A 22,792-nucleotide genomic window follows, 5' to 3' on the forward strand; every position below is an offset into this window, starting at 1 on the left:
TTTCGTGTCAGACTGGACCGATGGGCAAGCGACAGGATGCGCGCGACCGCATCGAAGCCGAGATCATCGAGATCGGCAGGCGGCACCTCACCATCGACGGCGCGGCCGGCTTGTCGGTGCGGGCCATCGCGCGCGACCTGGGCATGGTGTCCTCGGCGGTCTACCGGTACGTCGCCAGCCGCGACGATCTGCTGACCCTGCTGCTGGTGGACGCGTACGGCGAACTCGCCGACGCGGTGGACGCTGCTGATGCCGGTGGTCCGTGGCCCGATCGCGTGCTCGCGATGGCGCATGCGGCGCGGGCCTGGGCGGTCGATCAACCGGCACGGTGGGCGCTGCTCTACGGAAGTCCGGTGCCCGGGTACCGGGCGCCCGCCGAGATCACCGTCGGGCCCGGCACCCGGATGATCGTCTCGGTGCTCGCCGTGGTGGCCGACGGGATACTCACCGGTGCCATCCCGGACCCGAAAGATGCTCTGCCGCAATCCGTATCGCGCGACTTCCAGGCGCTTCGGGCCGAGTACGGCTTTCCCGGCGGAGACCGTGTGCTGCTCAAGTGTTTCCTGCTGTGGGCCACGCTGGTGGGCGCGATCGGCATGGAGGTGTTCGGCCAGTACGGTCCGGGCACGCTGACCGAGCCGAAGCTCGTGTTCGACGGCCAGATCCGGCTGGCGATCGACACCCTGAGGAAAAACTAGAACACGTTCTAGCCAGCGTGGCCGGGTGGGGATATCCTCACTTCGATGCTCAATCAGACACCTGTCCAGATTGCGTGGGTGACGCGCGATCTGGATGCCACCGAATCGATGCTCACGGCGCTGCTCGGTGCCCGCACCTGGGTTCGGATGCCGGGCGTCCCGTTCATCGACGGCTGCACCTACCGCGGCGCGCCGGCCGACTTTGTCGCCGACATCTCGCTGAGCTACGCCGGGGACACCCAGCTGGAGATCATCGTCCCGGTGCGCGGGGACAGCATCTACACGGAGTTCCTCGACATCGCCGGGCCCGGGCTGCACCACGTCTGCGTGGAAGCGGCCGACGCGGACGCGTACCAGGCCGCCCTGCGCGACGCCGAAGCCCGCGGCGCTCCGGTCGTGCAGCAGGGGGTGATGCCCGGCGGCATGCAGTTCGCCTACGTCAGCGCCCCTGTCGAAGGCGTCCCGTACATCGAGATCGCCCTCATTCCGCCAGACATCAAAGCCTTCTTCGATCACGTGAAACAGCAGCAGGAGAACAAAACATGACTGACAATCCCACCACCGTCGACGCCGGTTCGGTCACCGACTGGTCAGACGAATTCGACGTCGTGGTCGTCGGGTTCGGTATCGCGGGCGGCAGCGCGGCCGTCAGCGCCGCCGCGGCCGGCGCCCGGGTGCTGGTGCTCGAACGTGCCGCCGCAGCCGGTGGCACCACCTCGATGGCGGGCGGCCACTTCTACCTCGGCGGCGGCACCGCGGTGCAGCAGGCCACCGGGCACGACGACTCCGCCGAAGAGATGTACAAGTATCTGGTCGCGGTATCCCACGATCCGGAACTGGACAAGATCCGCGCCTACTGCGACGGCAGCGTCGAACACTTCACCTGGCTCGAAGCCCTCGGCTTTCAGTTCGAGCGCAGCTACTACCCGGGCAAGGTCGTGGTGCCGCCGGGTACCGAGGGTCTGTCCTACACCGGCAACGAGAAGGTGTGGCCGTTCAACGAGCAGGCCAAGCCGGCGCCGCGCGGGCATTCCGTCCCGGTTCCCGGTGAGCTGGGCGGCGCCGACATGGTGATCCAGTTGCTGCTCAAGCGGGCCGCCGAACTCGGCGTCGAGATCCGTTACGAGACAGGGGCAACCAACCTCGTCATCGACGACGGTGCCGTGGTCGGCGTGAGCTGGAAGAACTTCGCCGACACGGGCGCGGTCAAGGCGAAGGCCGTGATCATCGCCGCCGGCGGTTTCGCGATGAACCCCGAGATGGTCGCCGAGCACACACCCGCACTGGGTAAGAAGCGCAAGACCAAACACCACGGCGAGGTCGAGCCCTACATCCTGGGCAACCCGCACGACGACGGGCTCGGCATCCGGCTCGGGGTGTCCGCCGGCGGCGTCGCGAAGAACCTGGACGGGCTGTTCATCACCGCGGCCGCCTATCCGCCGGAGATCCTGCTGACCGGTGTCATCGTCAACAACCAGGGCGCCCGGTTCGTCGCCGAGGACTCCTACCATTCGCGCACCTCGGCGTTCGTGCTCAAGCAACCCGACCAGCAGGCCTACCTGATCGTGGACGAAGACCACATGCAGATGCCCGAGATGCCGTTGATCAAGTTCATCGACGGATATGAGACTGTCGCCGAAGTGGAAGAGGCGCTGGGCATTCCGGCCGGCAACCTGGCCGCGACGCTGGAGCGCTACAACGCCAACGCCGCCGACGGGGTGGACCCCGACTTCCACAAGCAGTCCGACTACATCGCCGCGCAGGACACCGGCCCGTTTGCGGCGTTCGACCTGTCACTCGGGGTCGCGATGTACTCCGGATTCACCATGGGCGGGCTGATCGTGTCACTGGACGGTGAGGTGCTGCGCGAGGACGGCGGCGCGGTGCCCGGTCTGTACGCCGCCGGGGCGTGCGCATCCAACATCGCTCAGGACGGCGAGAATTACGCCAGCGGAACGCAACTCGGCGAGGGGTCTTTCTTCGGTCGTAGGGCCGGGACGCATGCCGCGGCACGCTAGATCGGCGTCAACTCCCAGCGGCCCTCGCCGAGCAGTTCCAGGCGCAGGGCGTGGTGGCGGTCGACGCTGTCGCGGTGGCTGACGCTGACGACGATGGTGTCGGGCAGTCGCTCGCGCAACGTGCTGTACATCGCGAACTCCTGTCCGGCGTCCAGTGCCGAGGTGGCCTCGTCGAGGAACACCGCCTTCGGTTGGGCCAGCAGCACCCGCGCGAACGCGATGCGCTGCTGTTCGCCGGGGGAGAGTTCCTTGCCCCAGTCGGAGTCGTCGTCCAGCCGGGTCGCCAGGTGCCCCAGCGTCACGGCGCCCAGCGCCGCACGGATCGCGTCGTCGGTGAAGGCGCCTTCCTGGGCCGGATAGCTGACCACCGCGCGAAGGTCGCCGAGTGGAGCGTAGGGCAGCTGAGAGAGGAACATCGTCGCCGCCGGGTGGGCGACCGACCCCGACGCGTACGGCCACAACTGGGCCACGCTGCGCAGCAGCGTCGTCTTACCGGTGCCCGACGGGCCGGTGATGACCAGCGAGTCCCCGGGGCGCAGCCGCACGTCGAGATCGTCGACCAGCTGTACGCCGTACGGGGACCGCACCTCCACGCCGGTGATCTCGACGCCGCCGTCGGTTCTCGTCGTCGCTGCCAAACGCGGTAGCGCCCTTGCCTTTTCGTTCGCGGTGACCAGCCCGTCCAGCCGGATGATGGCGGCGCGGTAGCCGGCAAACGAGTCATAGACGGCGCGAAAGAAGCTCAGCGAACTCTGTACCGAACCGAAGGCGCCCGCTGACTGCGTGACATCGCCGAGGTTCAGCTCCCCGGCGAACAAGCGCGGCGCCTGCACGATCAACGGCAGCGGTGACACGATCTGGCTGACCGAACGGTTCCAGCCCATGAACGCGACACCGCGCAGCACCAGTCTGCGGTAGTTGACGATGATCCGGCCGAAGCGATCCGCCAGTGTCCGGCGCTCGGTGTCCTCACCGCGGTAGAGACTGACCGCCTCGGCGGCGTCGCGGATGCGCACCAGTGCGTAACGGAAGGCCGCGTTGGTCAACTCGTTGCGGAACGTCAGCCGGATGATCGGCTTGCCGATCCAGAAAGCCACCACCGTCGTCACCGCGACCCACAGCAAAGCCAGCCAGAACAGGGCCTTCGGGATCGTCACCCCGAAAATCGACAGCGGCCCCGCCAAGTTCCACAGGATCGGGGTGAAGGCCACCACGGACAGGATCGAGTTGACCGTGCCGAAGAAGAGCGTCTGTGACGTGCCGACCGTGAACGTGTTGGTCTCCGGTCCCGTGCCGGTGGTGAACACGTCGATGTCCTGCTGGATGCGCTGGTCCGGATTGTCGATGGGGACACCGCCGAACGCCGACACGAACCGGTTGCGGTAGTAGGCCCGATCGCCGAGCCAATCTCCGGTGAGGTGGTCGGTGAGCCACACCCGCCAGCGAATGATGAAGTGCTGCATCAGATACAGGTCCAGTACCGTGCGTGCGATATCGGCGACCAGCAGCCCGACGAAGATCAGGATCGATGTCCAGAACCCGTCGACACCCGAGTTCCGGACGGCCTCGTTCCCGGACCCGACACCCTCGAACGCGACCTGCAGCGCGTTGTACTGGTCGTTGGCGTAATAGCTGAACAGCACGTCCATCCGTACCGACACCATGACCGAGAACAGCAGTGCCCCCAGCAAGCCCCACACCGGAATGCTTTGACGGCCAACGAAATAGCCGCCGGTGATGTGCCAGAACTGGCGGCCCCACATGGTGAACCGGGCGAGGAACGCCAGCACCGCCACCGTGACCACCGCGCTGATCAGCCACGCCTTGGCGACCCACCACAACGAGGCCAGGATTTCGTTGCCCCAGTCCAGCGACTGGCTGAACATCTCCATGCCGGGAAGCTACCCGACCGGAGTCATCAGACGGGGGTGACTTCGTCTTCGACCGCGTCGTCGACGTCGCCGAGAGTCCAGCGTCCCCCGCCGAGCAGGTGCAGGTGCTTCTCGTGGTGCTGGCCCACGGTGCTGCGGTGGGTGACGCTGACCAGAATGGTCTCGGGCAGTTCCTTGCGGACCAGGTCGTACATCGTGTACTCCAGGCCCTCGTCGAGGGCAGAGGTCGCCTCGTCGAGGAATACCGCGCGCGGCCGGGTCAGCAGCACCCGGGCGAACGCGATGCGCTGCTGCTCGCCAGGGGAGAGCACCTTGACCCAGTCGGCCACCTCGGCCAGCCGCTTGGAGCACTGCGGCAACGACACCTTGTCCAGCGCCCAGTGCAGCCGCTCGTCCGGAATCTCGCCGGGCTCTTGCGGATACGACACCACCGCGCGCAGATCGCCCAGCGGCACGTAGGGCATCTGGGACAGGAACATGGTCTCGTGATCGGCCTGCGGGTACCGGAACGTGCCGGTGGTGAACGGCCACAGTTGAGCGAGGCTGCGCAGCAGCGTCGTCTTGCCGGCGCCGGAGCGGCCGGTGACGATCAGGGTGTCGCCGCTCTCCAGTTTCAGATCCAGATCTTCGACCAGCATCTGGCCGTCCGGGGTCGTCACATGGACGTCCTCCAGCTCGACCAGGCAGCTCTTGCTCGGCTCGACGGTCAGCACCGGCAGTGCGCGGCCTTCCTCGTTGGCCACCACCAGGCCGTGCAGACGGATGATCGACGCCCGCCACCCGGCGAACTGGTCATAGCTGTTGCGGAAGAACGACAGGCCGTCGGTGATCTGTCCGAACGCCGACGAGGTCTGCGAGATGTCGCCGAGCTTGATCTCGCCGGCGAACATGCGGGGCGCCTGGATGATCCACGGCAGCGGATTGATGATCTGGCTGATCGAAAGGTTCCAGCCGTAGAACTTCACCGACCGGTTGATGAACCGCTTGTAGTTCTCGACGATGGGGGCGAAGCGCTGGCGCAGCTGCACCCGCTCGGCGTTCTCACCGCGGTAGAACGCCACGGACTCGGCGGCGTCGCGCAACCGCACCAGGGCATACCGGAACGCGGCGTTGAACTTCTCGTTGTTGAAGGTCAACCGGATCAACGGGCGGCCGATCCAGAACGCGATGACCGTGGCGGCCAGGATGTAGGCCACGCCGATCCAGAACATCGCGCGCGGCATGGTGATGCCGAAGATGTTGAGGTCGCCGGACAGGTTCCACAGGATGACGGTGAACGAGGCGACACTGACCACGGCCGAGATCGCGCCGAACAGCAGCGTGCTGGTCGAGTAGGTGTTCGGATTGCTGGGCAGCGGGCCGGTGCCGTTGGTGAAGATGTCGATGTCGGACTGGATGCGCTGGTCCGGGTTGTCGATGGTGTCGTCGATGAAGCGGCTGCGGTAGTAGGCGCGGCCGTCCAGCCAGTCGGCGCTCAGGTGCGCCGTCAGCCAGGCGCGCCAGCGCAGCGTGAACCGCTGCATCATGAACAGGTCCAGCATGATGCGCACCACGTGGATGGTGGCCAGGATGCCGAAGTGGATGAGCGCCTGCCAGAAGCCGTCGACACCGGACTGTTTGACGGCTTCCTCGCCGCCGCCGATCCCTTCGAACGCCGTCTGCGCGCCCGTCATCAGGTCATTGCTGTAGTAGCTGAACAGCACGTCGAGGCGCACGCCGGCGATCACCGAGAGCAGCAGAACCCCGAGCCAGGCCCACACGAGGACGCTGTCGCGTCCGGTGAAATAGCCGCCGGTGATCCGCCAGAACTGCCGACCCCAGGTCGTGAAGCGGGCGATCAGCGCAAGGATGATCAGCGTGGGGACCGCGGTGTAGACCCACACCTGCGCGATCCACCACAGCGACTTCGGTAGCTCGGCGCCCCAATCCAGCGATGGGGTGAACATCTCCATCCCGGCAAGGTACCCGCACAACACGTACCGGGCGGCTTGGAGGTGGTCAGCCCGGTACCAGCCGCCCGGTTTTCCAGCGGCCGTCGCCGAGCAGTTCGAGCCGGTGCCGATGGAACTGCTCCACGCTGCGGCGGTGACTGACACTGACCACGGTGGTGTCGGGCAGCTCGGTGCGCAGCAGTCGGTAGAGCATGAGCTCCAGGCCCTCGTCGAGCGCCGAGCTGGCCTCGTCCAGGAACACCGCGGCCGGCCGGGTCAGCAGCACCCGGGCGAACGCGATGCGCTGCTGCTCACCGGGGGACAGCATCCGGGCCCAGTCGCTGACCTCGCCGAGCCGGATCACCAGGTGCGGGAGCGCCACCGCGAGCAGCGCCCGCTGGATGGCGTCGTCGGGGCAGGCGCCGGCGACGCGTGGATAACTCAGCACGGTGCGCAGGGAACCCAGCGGCAGGTAGGGCAGCTGCGGCACGAACATCGTCTCGGCTGCCGGAACGTCCACCCGGCCCGAGGTGTACGGCCACAGCCCGGCCAGGCTCTGCAACAACACGGTCTTGCCGCAGCCCGACCGACCGGTGACGACGAGGCTGTCGCCGGCGTCGAGGCTCAGGTCGACCCCCGCGATCAGCGGTTTGCCCGCCGGGGTGCGCACCTCCAGGCCGTGCAGGCGCAGCCCACCGTCGGGGGAGACGGTGCGGGGCAGCACAGGCAGGGCCCGCGCCCTGGCGTTGGCGTCCCGCAGGCCGTCCAGCCGCAGCAGCGCGGCGCGGAACCCGGCGAACTCGTCGTACGCATTGCGGAAGAAGGACAGCGCGTCATGCACGGCGTGGAACGCGGTCGCCGACTGCATGACATCGCCGAAGGAGATCTCATTCGCGAACAGCCGCTGCGCCTGCACGATGTACGGCAGGGGATTGATGGCTTGGCTCACCGACACGTTCCAGCCCAGGAACAGCAGCGACCGGTGCAGCCAGTCGCGGTAGTTGGCGATCACCGAGCCCAGCCGCCCGGCCAGCGCCTCGCGTTCGGCATCCTCGCCGCGGTACAGGCTGACCGCCGCGCCGGCGTCCCGCATCCGGATCATCGCGTAGCGGAAGCCCGCGTTGCGGACCTCGTTGAGAAAGCTCAGCCGGATCAGCGGACGGCCGATGGCGAACGCCACCACCGTCGCGACCGCCACGTAGACCAGGACCACCCAGAACAGCGCGCGGGGCACCGTCACGTCCAGCACGGTCAGCGGGCCGGACAGCCGCCACAGGATCGCGCCGAAGGACACCACCGTCAGCAGCGCCTCGACCGCACCGAAGATCAGCATGTGGCCGGACCCGTTGGTCGGGTTGTTCGGTTCCCGGGAGCCGGTGGTCACGATGTCGACGTCGGACTGGATCCGCTGGTCCGGATTGTCGATCGGCTCCCGCGCAAACTGACCGCGGTAGTGGGCGTGCCCGTCGAGCCAGTCGCCGAGCGTGCGGTGGGTCAACCACACCCGCCAGCCGATCAGAAAGCGCTGGGTCAGGTACAGGTCGAGGAAGAACCGGGCCACGTACAGCGATGCCAGGATCGCGAAGATCAGCATCGCGACCCAGAATCCGTGCTCCCCGGCCTCGGCCGATCCGTCGGCCCGGAAAGCCTGCTGCAGCGAGGTGAACAGGTCGTTGGTGTAGTAGCTGAGCAGGATGTTGATCCGCACCGCGGTGACGGTCGAGATCAGCAGCGCCGCCAGGATCAGCCACACTCGCACACTGGCCCGGCCGACGAAGAACGGGCCGGTGATGCGCCAGAACTGCCTGCCCCATTCACAGGTCCGGCCGATGACCAGCACGACCACCAGCAGAGCCACCGCCGCCAGCCCCGTGGCCTTGCAGATCCACAGCGACGAATGGAGGAATTCGGTGCTCCAGTCGATCGATGGGCCGAGCAGTACCCCGTCCATCGGGTGAAATTACCGCGCGCGGTGACCGCAGCGGCGCAGGTGGAGCCGTGTCCGCGCCGACTCGGGCCCCGCGTACCGTATGACTGTGGCCGTGAGTTCTAAGACCCCGAAGACCGCCAATCCGAAGTCCGGCCGGTTGAGCAACCGGTTCTGGAAGCTGTTGGGCGCCAGTACCGACAAGGACCAGGCCAAGTCGATGACGCTGGTGCGCGCGTCGGAGAGCTTCGATGAGAAGGCCGCGGGCCTGGACGACGAGCAGCTGCGTAAGGCCAGTGGCCTGCTGAATCTCGATGAGCTGGCGGAGTCCTCCGACATCCCGCAGTTCCTGGCCATCGCCAGGGAGGCCGCAGATAAGACGATCTCGCTGCGGCCGTTCGACGTCCAGCTGCTGGGGGCGCTGCGGATGCTGGCCGGTGACGTGGTCGAGATGGCCACCGGTGAGGGCAAGACGCTGGCCGGCGCGATCGCCGCAGCCGGTTACGCGATCGCCGGGCGCAAGGTGCACGTCATCTCGGTCAACGACTATCTGGCCCGCCGTGACGCCGAATGGATGGGTCCGCTGCTGGAGGCGATGGGCTTGACGGTCGGCTGGATCACCGCCGACTCCACGCCCGCGCAGCGCCGCGCCGCCTACGCCTGCGATGTCACCTACGGCTCGGTCAATGAATTCGGCTTCGACGTGCTGCGTGATCAGTTGGTCACCTCCGTCGACGACCTGGTCTCACCCACCCCGGATGTGGCGCTGATCGACGAGGCCGACTCGGTGCTCGTCGACGAGGCCCTGGTGCCACTGGTGCTGGCGGGCACCTCGCACCGCGAGACGCCGCGCCTGGAGGTCATCCGGCTGGTCGGCGAACTGACCGCGGGCACCGACTACGAGACCGACGCCGAGCGGCGCAACGTGCAGCTCACCGACGCGGGGGCACGGAAGCTGGAGACCGCTCTCGGCGGTATCGACCTGTACTCCGAACAGCATGTCGGCAGCACGCTCACCGAGGTGAACGTGGCCCTGCACGCGCACGTGCTGCTGGAGCGCGATGTGCATTACATCGTGCGGGACAAGGCCGTTCACCTGATCAACGCGTCGCGCGGGCGGATCGCCTCGCTGCAGCGCTGGCCGGATGGGCTGCAGGCGGCGGTCGAGGCCAAGGAAGGCATCGACATCACCGAGACCGGTGAGGTGCTGGACACCATCACCGTGCAGGCGCTGATCAACCGTTACCCGCGGGTGTGCGGCATGACCGGCACCGCGCTGGTGGCCGGTGAGCAGCTGCGCCAGTTCTACAAGCTGGGGGTGTCGCCCATCCCTCCGAACACGCCGAACATCCGCGAGGACGAGTCGGATCGGGTGTACATCACCGCCGCGGCGAAGAACGACGCCGTGCTCGAGCACATCACCGAGGTGCACGCGACCGGCCAGCCCGTCCTGGTGGGCACCCGCGACGTCGCCGAATCCGAGGAACTCCACGAGCGGCTGGTGAAGGCCGGGGTCCCCGCGGTGGTGCTGAACGCGAAGAACGACGCAGAGGAAGCCGCCGTCATCGCCGAGGCCGGCACCTTGAACACGGTCACCGTGTCGACCCAGATGGCCGGCCGCGGTACCGACATCCGCCTCGGCGGTTCGGATGAGTCCGAGCACGACCCCGTCGCCGAACTCGGCGGACTGCATGTGATCGGCACCGGCAGGCATTACACCGAACGGCTGGACAATCAGCTGCGTGGCCGTGCCGGCCGCCAGGGTGACCCGGGGTCGTCGGTGTTCTTCGCCAGCTGGGAGGACGACGTCGTCGTCGCCCACCTGGAACCCAACAAGCTGCCCCTGCAGATCGACGGGAACGGACGGATCACCAGCACCAAGGCCGCCGCCCTGCTCGACCACGCGCAACGCATCGCGGAGGGCAAACTGCTTGACCTGCATGCCAATACGTGGCGCTACAACCAGTTGACCGCCCAGCAGCGGGCCATCCTGGTGGACCGGCGCAGCACGCTGCTGACCACGCCTGCCGCCCGCGAGGAGCTCGCCGAGCGGTCACCCAAGCGCTACGAGGAGATCGCCGACAAGGTCTCCGAGGAGCGGTTGGAGGAGATCGCGCGACTCATCATGCTGTACCACCTGGACCGCGGCTGGGCCGACCACCTGGCGTACCTGGCCGATATCCGGGAGAGCATCAGCCTGCGCGCACTGGGCAACCAGAGCCCGCTCGACGAGTTCCACCGGATGGCGGTCGACGCGTTCGCGTCGCTGGCCGCCGACGCCATCGAAGCTGCCCAGCAGACCTTCGAGACCGCCAATATCGTCGACGGCGAAGTGGGACTGGACCTCTCGCGTCTGGCCCGCCCGACCTCGACGTGGACCTACATGATCCACGACGACCCGCTTGCAGACAACGCCATGTCGGCGCTGAGCCTTCCTGGCGTATTCCGCTAGGTTTAGCCCATGCCTCGGGCCGGAACCGATCGGGTGCTCACCATCCCGAACGCGCTCAGCGTGCTGCGGCTGCTGCTCGTCCCGGTGTTCCTCTATCTGTTACTGGTGGTGCACGCCAACGGATTCGCGGTGGCGGTGCTGATGTTCAGCGGCTTCTCCGACTGGGCCGACGGCAAGATAGCCCGGATGTTCGACAACCAGTCCTCGCGGCTGGGGGAGTTGCTCGACCCCGCGGTGGATCGCATCTACATGCTGGTGACCCCGGTGGCACTGGCTGCCGCGGGTGTGGTCCCGTGGTGGTTCGTCGTCACGCTCATCGGGCGTGATGTGGTGCTCGGCGGCACCTTGCCGGTGCTGCGCCGCTACGGCCTCACCGCACTGCCGGTCACCTATATCGGCAAGGCGGCCACGTTCGCGCTGATGTCGGGTTTTCCGTTGGTGCTGCTCGGCCAGTTCGACGCCCTGTGGAGTCGGGTCGTGTTGGCCATCGGGTGGGCCTTCCTGATCTGGGGAATGGCGCTGTACCTGTGGTCGGCGCTGCTCTATCTGTTCCAGGTCGTGCTGGTGGTGCGGCGTGGTTGACTCGGCGCGCTCGCTGGGCGGGTATGAGCCGCATGTAGGGCTCAACACGCACGAAGCGGGTGCGCCACAACGCATTCCAGTGCCTTCACTGTTGCGGTCTCTGCTGTCGGACCATCTGGACCCCGGCTACGCCGCCGCTGCCCGCCGCCGTTCCGAGGGCGGTGCGCCCCGGCGCCTGGGCTGGGCGTGGCAGTTGCTGGCCGGGCTGAGCGTGGCGACGGTGTTCGCCATGGCGGTGGCACAGGCCCAGTCCGTGGCACCGGCCAATCGGCAGACCCAACAGGTCTTGTCCGGCAGCGTGCGCGCCGCCGAATCCCGTACCGACGCACTGGCTGCCGGGCGTGACGCGCTCACCTCCCGGGTGGAAGGTGAGCGCCGCAGCCGGCTGGCCGGCGACGAGCGCGGTCGCGCTCTGCTCGCCGATCTGGACCGGGACTCGTTCGCGGCGGCCGCGACTCCCGTGATCGGACCCGGCGTCACGGTGGTGATCACCGATCCGGGTGCGTCCCGCGATCTCACCGACGTGTCCAAGGAACGGGTCACCGGCAGTCGCCAGGTGATCCTGGACCGCGATCTGCAATTGGTGGTCAACTCGTTGTGGGTCAGCGGCGCCGAAGCGATCGCCGTCGGTGGCGTGCGGATCGGGCCGAACGTCACCATCCGGCAGGCCGGGGGCGGCATCCTCGTCGACAACCGGCCCGTCGCCACCCCGTATTCCGTCGTCGCGATCGGGCCCCCGCACGCCATGCAGGAGGCGTTCGGGCGCAGCACGGGGCGCCAACGCCTGGCACTGCTGGAGAAGTCCTACGGTGTCGGGGTGACGGTCAGCACCGGCGAAGCGCTCACCGTTGCAGCCAGTTCGGTACGAGAGCTCCGTTTCGCCAAGCAGATCGGACCGCCATGATCGGAATAGCCGCGCTCGTCGTCGGCATCGTGCTGGGGGTGGTGTTCCACCCCAGCGTCCCCGAGGCGATCCAGCCGTATCTGCCCATCGCCGTCGTCGCGGCCCTGGACGCGGTGTTCGGTGGCTTGCGCGCCTATCTGGAGCGGATCTTCGACGCGAAGGTCTTCGTGGTGTCCTTCGTGTTCAACGTGTTGGTGGCCGCGCTCATCGTGTTCGTCGGGGACCAGCTCGGCGTCGGCACCCAGCTGTCCACCGCCATCATCGTCGTGCTCGGTATCCGCATCTTCGGCAACGCGGCCGCCTTGCGGCGCCGGCTGTTCGGGGCCTGACCGTGACGGCCGAGGAACCGCAGCACGCCGAGGAGTCGCACCACGGCCGCCACGAGCGCGAGCCCGGGGCCGAACCGGTGAAACGCCGAACCCGGTCGCAACGGGTCTTCGGCGCGCTCGCCGCGCTGCTGATTCTGCTGCTCGGCGTGGCGATCGTCACCCAGGTGCGGCAGACCGAATCGGGTGATTCCCTGGAGACGGCGCGGCCCGCGGATCTGCTGGTGCTGTTGGATTCTCTGCAGCAGCGGGAAGCCGCGCTCAACACCGAGGTCGCCGATCTGCAGCGGACGCTGTCGTCGCTGCAGGCCTCCGGCAGCAGCGACCAGGCGGCCATCGAGAACGCCCAGGCGCGCCTGGCAGCGCTGTCGATCCTGATCGGCACGGTGGGCGCGACCGGGCCCGGGGTCACCATCACCATCGACGACGCGGCGCGCGGCGTGTCGCCGGAAACCATGCTCGACGTGATCAACGAGCTGCGGGCGGCGGGGGCGGAGGCCATGCAGGTGGGGAGCACCCGAGTGGGCGTGGACACCTGGGTGGTCGGATCGCCCGGCTCGCTGGTGATCGACAACACCGCCGTCAGCCCGCCGTATTCGGTTCTGGCCATTGGTGATCCACCGACGCTGGCCGCCGCCCTGAACATTCCGGGCGGGGCGATCGACAGCGTCGAGCGGGTCGGGGGCACCATGACCGTCGCCCAGTCCGACCGCGTGGAGGTGACCGCCTTGCGGCAACCGAAACCGCGCCAATACGCTCAACCGGTCAAATGAGCAGTGCCAGCCCGCAGCCACAAGGAGCGCCGTGAGCGAAATCCCAGCCGACCTGCAGTACACGTCCGAGCACGAGTGGGTGCAGCGCACCGGTGACACCACCGTGCGGGTCGGCATCACCGATTACGCGCAGGCCGCCTTGGGTGACGTCGTCTTCGTGCAGCTGCCCGACGTCGGCGCCGAGGTGACCGCCGGCGAGTCTTTTGGTGAGGTCGAGTCGACCAAATCGCTGTCGGATCTCTACGCCCCGCTGACCGCGAAAGTCGTTGCGGTGAACGGCGACCTGGAGGGCAGCCCCGAGTTGGTCAATTCCGATCCCTACGGAGCGGGCTGGCTCGTCGAACTCGACGTCGACGCCGCCACCCTGGCCAGCGGTTTGACCGAATTGCTCGACGCGGACGCCTACCGAAGCGCCGTGTCCGAATAGCGAGTTGTTAGGGTTTCGCCCATCGGTTCAGACGACCGACAGGCATCAACAGGCACACATTGGCGTGGGCCAAGTCTGCGTGAGTCGATCCGGCCGTGGTGGACCCAACAGGGCGCACGGCGCGGTACGGTCGATATCGACGTATGACGGCTGGGGAACCAACACCCGGCCACCGGCAACACGCCACAGCAGCCAGCAGAGGAGCAGCGGGTGACGGAGAACAGCAACACCGGGGCCGACCAGACGTCCGACGAAGTCACGGTGGAGACGACATCGGTTTTCCGCGCTGATTTCCTCAACGAACTGGACGCCCCCGCGGCGACGAGCAGTGATAGCTCGGTGTCGGGGGTCGAGGGACTTCCCGCCGGGTCGGCACTGCTGGTCGTGAAGCGCGGCCCCAACGCGGGTTCACGTTTCCTGCTCGACCAGCCGACCACCTCGGCGGGCCGCCACCCCGACAGCGACATCTTCCTCGACGACGTGACCGTCAGCCGGCGCCATGCCGAGTTCCGTCTGGAGACCGGCGAGTTCCAGGTCGTCGACGTCGGCAGCCTGAATGGCACCTACGTCAACCGCGAGCCCGTCGATTCGGCGGTGCTGGCCAACGGCGACGAGGTCCAGATCGGCAAGTTCCGGCTGGTGTTCCTGACCGGGCCCAAGTCCGACGACGCCTGACGCGGCCGTCGCTGACCTGAACAACGAATGAGCCAGCCGGACCCGGGATTCGCCGGGATGTCGATCGGAGCGGTCCTGGACCTGCTGCGCCCCGACTTCCCCGATGTGACCATCTCGAAGATCCGGTTCCTCGAGGCCGAGGGACTGGTCACGCCGGAACGTTCGGCGGCCGGGTATCGGCGGTTCACGGCGTACGACTGCGCACGCCTTCGGTTCGTCCTCACCGCGCAGCGGGACCAGTACCTGCCGTTGAAGGTCATCAAGGCTCAGCTCGACGCGCTTCCCGACGGTGAGCTGCCCTCCGGCGGATCCGCTTATGCGGTACCGCGTTTGGCGGTGGCCGCACAGGTGGACGGCGAAGGTCATGACGCCGCCGCCGTCGCTCCCGCGCAGGTTCGGCTCAGCCGCGAAGATCTGTTGGCCCGTTCCGGGGTGGACGGTGCGCTGTTGGCGGCGCTGGTGACCGCAGGCGTGATCCGGCCCGGTCCGGCCGGATTCTTCGACGAGCATTCGGTGCTGATTGCCCAGTGCGCGCGGGCGCTGGCCGACTACGGCGTGGAGCCGCGGCACCTGCGGGCGTTCCGGTCGGCCGCCGACCGGCAGTCCGACCTGATCGCGCAGATCGCCGGACCGGTCGCGGCCGCGGGCAATGCGGGTGCCAGGGACCGTGCCGATGAACTGGCCCGCGAGGTGGCCGCACTCGCGATCACGTTGCACACGTCGCTGATCAAATCGGCTGTGCGCGACGTTCTCGATCGCTGAGGACTAGACTTTTCGGTGACGACTTCGTCATGGAGGGCAGACGCTGATGGGTGAGGTTCGGGTAGTCGGGATTCGCGTCGAGCAGCCGCAGAATCAGCCGGTGCTGCTCTTGCGGGAGTCCGATGGCGACCGCTACCTGCCCATCTGGATCGGCCAGTCCGAGGCCGCCGCGATCGCACTGGAGCAGCAAGGTGTGGAGCCCACGCGGCCGCTCACCCACGACCTGATCCGGGATCTGATTGCCGCGCTTGGGCATTCGCTCAAAGAGGTACGCATCGTCGACCTTCAGGAAGGCACGTTCTACGCCGACCTGATCTTCGACCGGGACATCAAGGTGTCCGCTCGTCCGTCGGACTCGGTGGCCATCGCGTTGCGCGTCGGCGTGCCGATCTATGTCGAGGAAGCCGTGCTGGCCGAAGCCGGGTTGCTGATCCCGGATGAGAGCGACGAAGAGCCCACCGGGGCAGTGCGTGAGGACGAGGTCGAGAAGTTCAAGGAATTCCTCGACAGCGTGTCGCCGGACGACTTCAAAGCGACCTAGATCACGGATGCGTCTCGTGAGCTCGACACGCGGGCGGTGTGTGGGGTGACGGTGAAACGGGCAGCCATACTTTGAACCACGACGGGCAGTAACGGGACCGTGTTGAGCGTATGCTCGACACATTCGAAACTGGGCAGACGAGCGTGCGTGCAGGTCACAGCGCACTTCTGAAGCCGGGATCGATCGGCGGAGAGGATGGATTGTGGGCGACACGCCACGCACGCCACATCAGGGGGAGCTGGATCTGTCCACCACCGGAGGCCCTGAGCCCGCGGTGAGCGGGAGCGTCGGCGAACCCGTGCAGGCAGGGCTGTTCCCGGACAATTCGGTGCCGGATGAACTGGTCGGCTACCGCGGACCGAGTGCCTGCCAGATCGCGGGTATCACCTACCGCCAACTCGACTACTGGGCCCGCACCTCCCTGGTGGTGCCGTCCATCCGTGGCGCCGCCGGCTCGGGCAGCCAGCGGCTGTACTCCTTCAAGGACATCCTGGTCCTGAAAATCGTCAAGCGTCTGCTCGACACCGGCATCTCGCTGCACAACATCCGCGTCGCGGTGGATCACCTGCGCCAGCGCGGTGTGAAGGACCTGGCGAACATCACGCTGTTCTCCGACGGCACCACCGTCTACGAATGCACGTCCGCCGAAGAGGTCGTCGACCTGCTGCAGGGCGGACAGGGCGTGTTCGGTATCGCGGTCTCCGGCGCCATGCGGGAACTGACCGGCGCCATCGCCGACTTCCCCGGTGAGCGTGCCGACGGTGGCGAATCGATCGCAGCCCCCGAAGACGAGCTGGCCTCCCGGCGCAAGACCCGCGACCGCAAGATCGGTTAAGCTGTCGGGGCATCGCCCTTGTGCGGGAGAGTTCCGTGACGGCCAGTCACGGGCGCCGAAGGAGCAACACCTCTCCGTCAACCTCTCAGGCCCCCGGACCGCGTACGGCCCCGATGCCTCTGGAAAGTGGTGCGTCTTCGAGCGCGCCCGCCCATGGGGAAAGGCCTTGCGGCCGAATCTCTCAGGCGCCCCGACAGAGGGAGAGGACGCGGTGCTCTCGCGCCGTCTGCGCCTCGACCCAGGGGAGATTTCGTGCCTGCTGCACACATCGGATTTGCGGATCGCCACATCGGACCCGACGCCGCGGCCATCGCCGCGATGCTGCAGGTCATCGGTGTCGGCTCCCTCGACGAACTCGCCGAGAAGGCGCTACCGGCCGGCATCCTGGACGCGGTGACCGCTGACGGCCTCGCACCGGGGCTGGATCAGCTGCCCGCACCGGCCACCGAGGAAGAGTCACTGGCCGAACTGCGTGCGCTGGCCGACTCCAACACCGTCGCCGTGTCGATGATCGGGCAGGGTTACTTCGACACGCTGACCCCACCGGTGTTGCGCCGCAACATTCTTGAGAACCCGGCCTGGTATACGGCGTACACGCCGTATCAGCCGGAGATCAGCCAGGGCCGCCTCGAAGCCCTGCTCAACTTCCAGACCATGGTGTCGGATCTGACCGGCCTGGACGTGGCGAACGCATCGATGCTCGACGAGGGCACGGCGGCCGCCGAGGCGATGACCCTGATGCAGCGCGCCGTGAAGGGATCGGCCACCCGGCTGCTCGTCGACGCCGATGTCTACCCGCAGACCGCGGCGATACTCGCGACCCGCGCCCAGCCGCTCGGCATCGAGATCGTCACCGCCGACCTGACTCAGGGGCTGCCCGACGGCGACTTCTACGGTGTCGTCGTCCAACAGCCGGGTGCCAGCGGTGTGCTGCGGGACTGGCGCGACCTGGTGGCGCAGGCTCACGACCGCGGCGCGCTGGTCGCCGTCGGTGCCGACCTGCTGGCGCTCACCCTGACCGCCCCGCCCGGGGAGATCGGCGCCGACGTCGCGTTCGGCACCACCCAGCGATTCGGGGTGCCGATGGGCTTCGGTGGCCCGCACGCCGGCTACCTTGCGGTGCACACCAAGCACGCCCGCCAGCTCCCTGGCCGCCTCGTCGGCGTCTCGCAAGACGCGGACGGCAACCCGGCCTACCGGCTGTCGCTGCAGACCCGCGAACAGCACATCCGCCGGGACAAGGCCACCAGCAACATCTGCACCGCCCAGGTGCTGCTCGCGGTGATGGCCGCCATGTACGCCAGCTACCACGGCGCCGAGGGGCTCGCGTTGATCGCGCGCCGGGTGCACGACCGGGCCGCGACGATCGCCGGCGCCCTCGGTGATGCGCTGGTGCACGACACCTTCTTCGACACCGTGCTGGCGCGGGTGCCGGGCCGCGCCGACGAGGTCGTGGCCGCGGCCAAGGCCCGCGGGCTCAACCTGTGGCGGGTGGATGCCGACCATGTGTCGATCGCCTGCGACGAGGCCACCACCGAGGCGCATGTGGACGCCGTGCTGGAGTCTTTCGGAGCCGCCCCGGCGGCGACATCCAGCCTCGGAGCCGCTCGCGTAGATGCCTCGGCGCCGGACATCGAGAACCGCACCACCGACTTCCTCACGCACCCGGCCTTCACCAGGTATCGCACCGAGACCGAGATGATGCGCTACCTGCGTTCGCTCGCCGATAAGGACCTGGCCCTGGACCGCACGATGATCCCGCTGGGTTCGTGCACGATGAAGCTGAACGCGGCCGCGGAGATGGAACCCATCACCTGGCCGGAGTTCGCGCGGCAGCACCCGTTCGGCCCGGTCTCGGACACCCCGGGCCTGCGCACGTTGATCGCCGACCTGCAGGACTGGCTGACGTCCTTGACTGGCTATGACGAGATCTCGCTGCAGCCCAACGCCGGCTCGCAGGGGGAGTACGCCGGGCTGCTGGCCATCCAGGCCTATCACGCCGAGCGCGGCCAGAGTCAGCGCGACGTGTGCCTGATCCCGTCCAGTGCCCACGGCACCAATGCCGCGTCGGCCGCCCTGGCAGGCATGCGGGTCGTGGTGGTCGGGTGTCGCGCCAACGGGGACGTCGACCTCGACGACCTGCGCGCGAAGATTGACCAGCACGCGGAAAGCCTTGCCGCGCTGATGATCACCTACCCGTCCACCCACGGCGTGTACGAGCACGACGTGGCCGAGATCTGCGCGGCCACCCACGACGCCGGCGGTCAGGTCTACATCGACGGCGCCAACCTCAACGCACTGGTCGGGCTGGCCCGGCCGGGCCGGTTCGGTGGCGACGTCAGCCACCTGAACCTGCACAAGACGTTCTGCATCCCGCACGGTGGTGGCGGTCCGGGCGTGGGTCCGGTGGCGGTGCGCTCGCATCTGGCGCCGTACATGCCGGGGCACCCGCTGGCCGCCGAACTCACCGACACCTACACCGTGTCGGCGGCACCGTACGGTTCGGCGTCCATCCTGCCGATCACGTGGGCCTATATCCGGATGATGGGTGGGGTCGGCCTGCGCAAGGCGTCGCTGACGGCGATCGCGTCGGCCAACTACATCGCGCGCCGGCTCGACGAGTACTACCCGGTGCTCTACACCGGTGAGAACGGCATGGTGGCCCACGAGTGCATCCTGGATCTGACCACCATCACCAAGACCACCGGTGTGACCGTCGATGACGTCGCAAAGCGGTTGGCCGACTTCGGTTTCCACGCCCCGACCATGAGCTTCCCGGTGGCGGGCACGCTGATGGTCGAACCGACCGAGAGTGAGAGCCTGGCCGAGGTGGACGCGTTCTGCGACGCGATGATCGCCATCCGCGCCGAGATCGACAAGGTCGGCTCTGGGGTGTGGCCCGCCGAGGACAATCCGCTGCGCGGTGCGCCGCACACCGCGGAGAGCTTGCTGACCGAGGAGTGGTCGCACCCGTACACCCGGGAACAGGCCGCCTACCCGCTGGGCAAGGGTTTCCGGCCGAAGGTGTGGCCGCCGGTGCGGCGCATCGATGCGGCGTACGGTGACCGCAACCTGGTGTGCTCCTGCCCGCCCGTGGAGGCCTTCGCCTAGTCAGCTCTTCACGTCGGGGTGCCCAGGTGTCCGGCAGCAGGGGAGCCGAAGTCGCCGACGTGTGGGCGAGTAGGTTGGGCGACATGGACAGGCTGCGGGACAACATTTTCCGCCGCCCGGCGAAGGTGCCCGTACAGCGGTTCGACGCGAAGCAGAGGCGCTGGCTCAGGGATCGCGGCGGGGGCGCGGCGGCGGTGGTGGACCGGTTGACCGTCGCGACGTACAACATCTGGTTCGACGCCAAGCAGGCCGAGCGCCGGTACCGTGCGATCGCCGACGTGGTGGCCAGAGAGTCCCCGGACATCGTGGCGTTCCAGGAGGTCACCCAGCGGAGTTCGAGCGTCTTCCTTGCCCAGCGCTGGATCCGGGACGGCTATCGCAGTGCGGCGGTGGTGGGCGGAAGTCGCGGCAATTACGGCATGCTGCTGCTGTCGCGGCTGCCGCTGGAGCGTGTCAGCTACACCCGGCTGCCGACCCAGTTGTCGCGCGGGTACCTCACCGCGCACCTCGTCCTCAACGGGCGCCGGCTGTCGGTGATCTCGGTGCACCTGGAGAGCGGGAAGGCGTCCGCGGCGTGCCGCGCGCGCCAACTCGGGCAGATCTTCGAATCCGAGTGCCAGTCCGACAACGTGATCATGATGGGCGACTTCAACATGCGTGATGCCGAGGACGGCATCATCGTGCCCGACTACCAGGACGCGTGGCCGGTGCTGCGCCCTGATGAGCCGGGCTACACCGAGGACACCGACATCAACCACATGCGCTTCGACATGAAGAACAAGCACCGGCAGGTGCGGTTCGACCGGGTCCTGGTCAAAGGTGACGACTGGAAACCGGAGTCGATCGAGTTACTCGGGCGCGAACCGATCTCGGGCGCGCTGCCGCGGGTGTTCCCGTCGGATCACTTCGGCGTGCGGTGCACGCTGCAGCGGATCTGACGGGTCGCCGTCAACCCACCATCGATGCCAGTGCCGCCGCCAGCTCGGGCCCGGCCGAACTCGGCACGTTCTGGTACTGGCCGCCGCTGGCCTGGGCAACCGCCTCCCAGGTGGCGCGGTCCGGGTCGTTGCCGAAGTTGATGACGTTCACCGCGACCGGCCGCGCCGGGTTGGCCGCGCCCTTGATGAAGTCGACCAGCCCGGTTCCGTCCAGACTCTGGTCGGTGTGCGGACCCGCGGTGATCACCAGGACCGAATTGGGCTGTCCCTCACGGAAAGCGGCCACCGCGTCGCCGTAGACCAGCCGCAGTGTGGTGAAGGACACCGCACCACCGCCAGACGCCGACTGCTCGTCCAGGCTCGACTTGAGCGCCGCGGAACGCGGCTGACCGCCGACTTGGTCGCCGACCGGACCGGTGCTGACCTCGGATCGGCCCGACACCCCGTCGAATGTCCAGAGGCCGACGGCCGAATTGGCAGGCAACGCCTGCAGTCGTGCGCCCAAAGTGGTGGCCACGTTGGCCAACCGGCTCTTGCCGCCCTCGTCGGTGTTCATCGACTGGTCGAGCATGACCGTCACGGTCTGGCCCTCGGCGGGTGCGCTGAGACCGGCCGCCATCGTCGCCCTGGTCTCGCTGTCACCCACCGAGAGCGGCTGGCCCACCGGCGCGAAGTCCGTTACGGGGCTCTGCGGGGCCGGTTGACCCTCGGCGCGGAAACCGGCCTTGGCGAACTGGGCCAGTTGGTCCGGTTTACGCATGAAACGATCGAATTCGCTGGCCGCACCGATCTGCTCCTGGGACAGCCAGTCACCGCCGAGCAACACCGCCGGGTAGTCGGCGATGGCCGCGGGTCCCGGTGGCGTCCACGAGTCGAGCTTCTGCGCGGCGTCGGGCAGGTCAGCGCCCCGGGCGAACAACTGCTGCTCGGTGGTGACGACGGCGTGCACGGGCGCGGTGGCCGGGTCGGGCGCGTTGACGAGCGCGTCCAGCGCGGTGACGGCGTCGGTGTTGGCGAGCTTGGGCTGACCCGACAGCAGCGCCTGCACCGCATTCACGCCGGCCGTCGCGGGCGCACCCTGCGGGGCGGAGGCGGCGGCCACCGCCTCGGCGGCCAGATAGGTCGCATCCCCGTTACCCGTCAGTGGCAGCGCCAACTTCAGTGCCCCCCAGCTGGGCAGGTTCAGGTCGTCCAGCCCGGACGGATTGTTCTGCAGCGCCGACAGGGTGGACCAGTTCTGCTGGGCCATGGCCGCTTTGAGTTCGGGGCGCATCGCCAGCAGCACGGGGGAGGTGACCAGGGGGCGACTGTTGCTCACCGTCTTGGCCCCGGCCGCGCTCTCCAACCGGGACTCCGACACCGAACTGGCCGGGATCCACAGTGCCGGCCGCTCACCGAGGTCGCCCGGCCACTGGCCGACGAAACCGTTGATGACATCGTCGGGATTCGCGGGCTGCACCGCGACTTTCACGCATTTGTCGCCCACCGGCGCGGCGGACTTGCTGTACGTGTCAGCCAGGGTGCGCACCTGGTCGGCGATGGTGGGGTCGGCCAGCACCGCGACGGTGACCTCGCCTTCCACACACCGTGCCGCGGCCTGCTGGCTGCGGCTGGACAGGGCATCGCCGAAGAAGCGCCACAGGATGAAGGCGCCGACGACCACCACGACGGCGACCAGCGCGGCGATCACCGCCGGACTGACCTTGCGTCGGCCGGGCGTGATCGCGCGGTGGCTTCCGGTCCACTCGCCGGAATCCCAGGTGCGCTGAGATCCCGTTGTCGTCAGGGCACGGGTGGGCGGTTCGTCGGCCGCGAAACCGTCACCGTTGTCCGCGAAGAAGCCGTCGTCGCCCGGTTCGTCGGGCTCCGTCCCGTAGCCGAAACCGATCGGCTCATCGGGTTCGGGGCCCGGCCGTCCGGGATCCTGGTAGTCGTCGGCGGAATCATCCGGTCCGGGAATGCTGTGCCTGCCCATTCCTCACCTTTGTACTCGTCGTCGA

General features: G+C 68.0%; 19 protein-coding genes and 1 riboswitch. Of the genes, 15 read left to right on the top strand and 4 right to left on the bottom strand.

Annotation, left to right across the window (positions count from 1 at the left end; translation table 11 throughout):
- The first annotated feature begins 20 nt into the window (after window positions 1-20).
- Genes AC1DY7_RS05610 through AC1DY7_RS05620 form a run of 3 tightly spaced genes read left to right on the top strand, consistent with a single transcriptional unit; the run spans window position 21 to window position 2,716 of the window.
- Window positions 21-698: a TetR/AcrR family transcriptional regulator gene (locus tag AC1DY7_RS05610; protein WP_477492658.1), complete on the top strand. Its 678-nt coding sequence runs from the start codon at window positions 21-23 to the stop codon at window positions 696-698.
- A gap of 45 nt (window positions 699-743) precedes the next feature.
- Entirely contained in the window at window positions 744-1,244 is a 501-nt protein-coding gene (locus AC1DY7_RS05615) for a VOC family protein (RefSeq protein ID WP_477492659.1), read from the top strand.
- A complete protein-coding gene (locus tag AC1DY7_RS05620) occupies window positions 1,241-2,716 on the top strand; it encodes an FAD-binding protein (RefSeq protein WP_477492660.1) in 1,476 nt (491 codons plus the stop codon). The genes AC1DY7_RS05615 and AC1DY7_RS05620 overlap by 4 nt, the downstream gene beginning before the upstream one ends.
- Here the strand turns inward: AC1DY7_RS05620 and AC1DY7_RS05625 are convergent.
- Genes AC1DY7_RS05625 through AC1DY7_RS05635 form a run of 3 tightly spaced genes read right to left on the bottom strand, consistent with a single transcriptional unit; the run spans window position 2,713 to window position 8,490 of the window.
- Window positions 2,713-4,608, bottom strand: a complete 1,896-nt coding sequence (locus AC1DY7_RS05625) for an ABC transporter ATP-binding protein/permease (RefSeq protein WP_477492661.1) — start codon at window positions 4,606-4,608, stop codon at window positions 2,713-2,715. The genes AC1DY7_RS05620 and AC1DY7_RS05625 overlap by 4 nt on opposite strands.
- Before the next feature lie 26 nt (window positions 4,609-4,634).
- A complete protein-coding gene (locus AC1DY7_RS05630; RefSeq protein WP_477492719.1) occupies window positions 4,635-6,560 on the bottom strand; it encodes an ABC transporter ATP-binding protein/permease in 1,926 nt (641 codons plus the stop codon).
- A gap of 46 nt (window positions 6,561-6,606) precedes the next feature.
- Complete coding sequence (locus AC1DY7_RS05635; protein ID WP_477492662.1) at window positions 6,607-8,490, bottom strand: ABC transporter ATP-binding protein/permease; 1,884 nt, start codon at window positions 8,488-8,490, stop codon at window positions 6,607-6,609.
- 91 nt (window positions 8,491-8,581) lie between these two features.
- Here AC1DY7_RS05635 and secA2 point away from each other — a divergent pair, with 91 nt between their 5' ends.
- From secA2 to AC1DY7_RS05695, 12 genes are all read left to right on the top strand, one after another.
- Entirely contained in the window at window positions 8,582-10,918 is a 2,337-nt protein-coding gene (gene secA2 / locus AC1DY7_RS05640) for an accessory Sec system translocase SecA2 (RefSeq protein ID WP_477492720.1), read from the top strand.
- A gap of 9 nt (window positions 10,919-10,927) precedes the next feature.
- Window positions 10,928-11,500 carry a CDP-alcohol phosphatidyltransferase family protein gene (locus AC1DY7_RS05645; RefSeq protein WP_477492663.1) on the top strand — a complete coding sequence of 191 codons (573 nt, stop codon included), beginning with the start codon at window positions 10,928-10,930 and terminating at the stop codon, window positions 11,498-11,500.
- Complete coding sequence (locus AC1DY7_RS05650; RefSeq protein WP_477492664.1) at window positions 11,493-12,404, top strand: DUF881 domain-containing protein; 912 nt, start codon at window positions 11,493-11,495, stop codon at window positions 12,402-12,404. Before AC1DY7_RS05645 ends, AC1DY7_RS05650 begins: the two co-directional genes overlap by 8 nt.
- A complete protein-coding gene (locus AC1DY7_RS05655; RefSeq protein ID WP_477492665.1) occupies window positions 12,401-12,733 on the top strand; it encodes a small basic family protein in 333 nt (110 codons plus the stop codon). The genes AC1DY7_RS05650 and AC1DY7_RS05655 overlap by 4 nt, the downstream gene beginning before the upstream one ends.
- Window positions 12,734-12,810: 77 nt before the next feature.
- Window positions 12,811-13,503 carry a DUF881 domain-containing protein gene (locus AC1DY7_RS05660; protein WP_477492721.1) on the top strand — a complete coding sequence of 231 codons (693 nt, stop codon included), beginning with the start codon at window positions 12,811-12,813 and terminating at the stop codon, window positions 13,501-13,503.
- A gap of 31 nt (window positions 13,504-13,534) precedes the next feature.
- Entirely contained in the window at window positions 13,535-13,930 is a 396-nt protein-coding gene (gene gcvH / locus AC1DY7_RS05665) for a glycine cleavage system protein GcvH (protein WP_477492666.1), read from the top strand.
- A gap of 210 nt (window positions 13,931-14,140) precedes the next feature.
- Window positions 14,141-14,605: a glycogen accumulation regulator GarA gene (gene garA, locus AC1DY7_RS05670; protein WP_090360921.1), complete on the top strand. Its 465-nt coding sequence runs from the start codon at window positions 14,141-14,143 to the stop codon at window positions 14,603-14,605.
- 27 nt (window positions 14,606-14,632) lie between these two features.
- Entirely contained in the window at window positions 14,633-15,367 is a 735-nt protein-coding gene (ftsR, locus tag AC1DY7_RS05675) for a transcriptional regulator FtsR (protein ID WP_477492667.1), read from the top strand.
- Between the two features lie 46 nt (window positions 15,368-15,413).
- The gene (locus AC1DY7_RS05680; protein ID WP_477492668.1) at window positions 15,414-15,908 is read left to right on the top strand and encodes a bifunctional nuclease family protein; all 495 of its coding nucleotides are present in this window, start codon (window positions 15,414-15,416) and stop codon (window positions 15,906-15,908) included.
- Window positions 15,909-16,110: 202 nt separating this feature from the next.
- Window positions 16,111-16,743 carry a MerR family transcriptional regulator gene (locus tag AC1DY7_RS05685; protein WP_477492669.1) on the top strand — a complete coding sequence of 211 codons (633 nt, stop codon included), beginning with the start codon at window positions 16,111-16,113 and terminating at the stop codon, window positions 16,741-16,743.
- A gap of 13 nt (window positions 16,744-16,756) precedes the next feature.
- A riboswitch (glycine riboswitch) is annotated at window positions 16,757-16,854 on the top strand.
- A gap of 207 nt (window positions 16,855-17,061) precedes the next feature.
- The gene (gcvP, locus tag AC1DY7_RS05690) at window positions 17,062-19,854 is read left to right on the top strand and encodes an aminomethyl-transferring glycine dehydrogenase (RefSeq protein ID WP_477492722.1); all 2,793 of its coding nucleotides are present in this window, start codon (window positions 17,062-17,064) and stop codon (window positions 19,852-19,854) included.
- 83 nt (window positions 19,855-19,937) lie between these two features.
- Window positions 19,938-20,792, top strand: coding sequence for an endonuclease/exonuclease/phosphatase family protein (locus AC1DY7_RS05695; RefSeq protein WP_477492670.1), 855 nt, complete (start codon window positions 19,938-19,940; stop codon window positions 20,790-20,792).
- Window positions 20,793-20,802: 10 nt separating this feature from the next.
- Here AC1DY7_RS05695 and AC1DY7_RS05700 read toward each other — a convergent pair whose 3' ends face one another.
- Window positions 20,803-22,767, bottom strand: coding sequence for a vWA domain-containing protein (locus AC1DY7_RS05700; protein ID WP_477492671.1), 1,965 nt, complete (start codon window positions 22,765-22,767; stop codon window positions 20,803-20,805).
- Between the last annotated feature and the right edge of the window lie 25 nt (window positions 22,768-22,792).

The sequence above is a fragment of the Mycobacterium sp. P2_H7 genome (assembly GCF_056403275.1).

Coding starts and splice junctions, on each gene's coding strand:
- AC1DY7_RS05620 (WP_477492660.1), top strand. CDS start 1,241: ATGACTGACAATCCCACCACCGTCGACGCCGGTTCGGTCACCGACTGG.
- AC1DY7_RS05700 (WP_477492671.1), bottom strand. CDS start 22,767: ATGGGCAGGCACAGCATTCCCGGACCGGATGATTCCGCCGACGACTAC.
- AC1DY7_RS05615 (WP_477492659.1), top strand. CDS start 744: ATGCTCAATCAGACACCTGTCCAGATTGCGTGGGTGACGCGCGATCTG.
- AC1DY7_RS05610 (WP_477492658.1), top strand. CDS start 21: ATGGGCAAGCGACAGGATGCGCGCGACCGCATCGAAGCCGAGATCATC.
- AC1DY7_RS05625 (WP_477492661.1), bottom strand. CDS start 4,608: ATGGAGATGTTCAGCCAGTCGCTGGACTGGGGCAACGAAATCCTGGCC.
- AC1DY7_RS05680 (WP_477492668.1), top strand. CDS start 15,414: ATGGGTGAGGTTCGGGTAGTCGGGATTCGCGTCGAGCAGCCGCAGAAT.
- AC1DY7_RS05655 (WP_477492665.1), top strand. CDS start 12,401: ATGATCGGAATAGCCGCGCTCGTCGTCGGCATCGTGCTGGGGGTGGTG.
- ftsR (WP_477492667.1), top strand. CDS start 14,633: ATGAGCCAGCCGGACCCGGGATTCGCCGGGATGTCGATCGGAGCGGTC.
- gcvP (WP_477492722.1), top strand. CDS start 17,062: ATGCTGCAGGTCATCGGTGTCGGCTCCCTCGACGAACTCGCCGAGAAG.
- AC1DY7_RS05635 (WP_477492662.1), bottom strand. CDS start 8,490: ATGGACGGGGTACTGCTCGGCCCATCGATCGACTGGAGCACCGAATTC.
- AC1DY7_RS05645 (WP_477492663.1), top strand. CDS start 10,928: ATGCCTCGGGCCGGAACCGATCGGGTGCTCACCATCCCGAACGCGCTC.
- AC1DY7_RS05630 (WP_477492719.1), bottom strand. CDS start 6,560: ATGGAGATGTTCACCCCATCGCTGGATTGGGGCGCCGAGCTACCGAAG.
- AC1DY7_RS05695 (WP_477492670.1), top strand. CDS start 19,938: ATGGACAGGCTGCGGGACAACATTTTCCGCCGCCCGGCGAAGGTGCCC.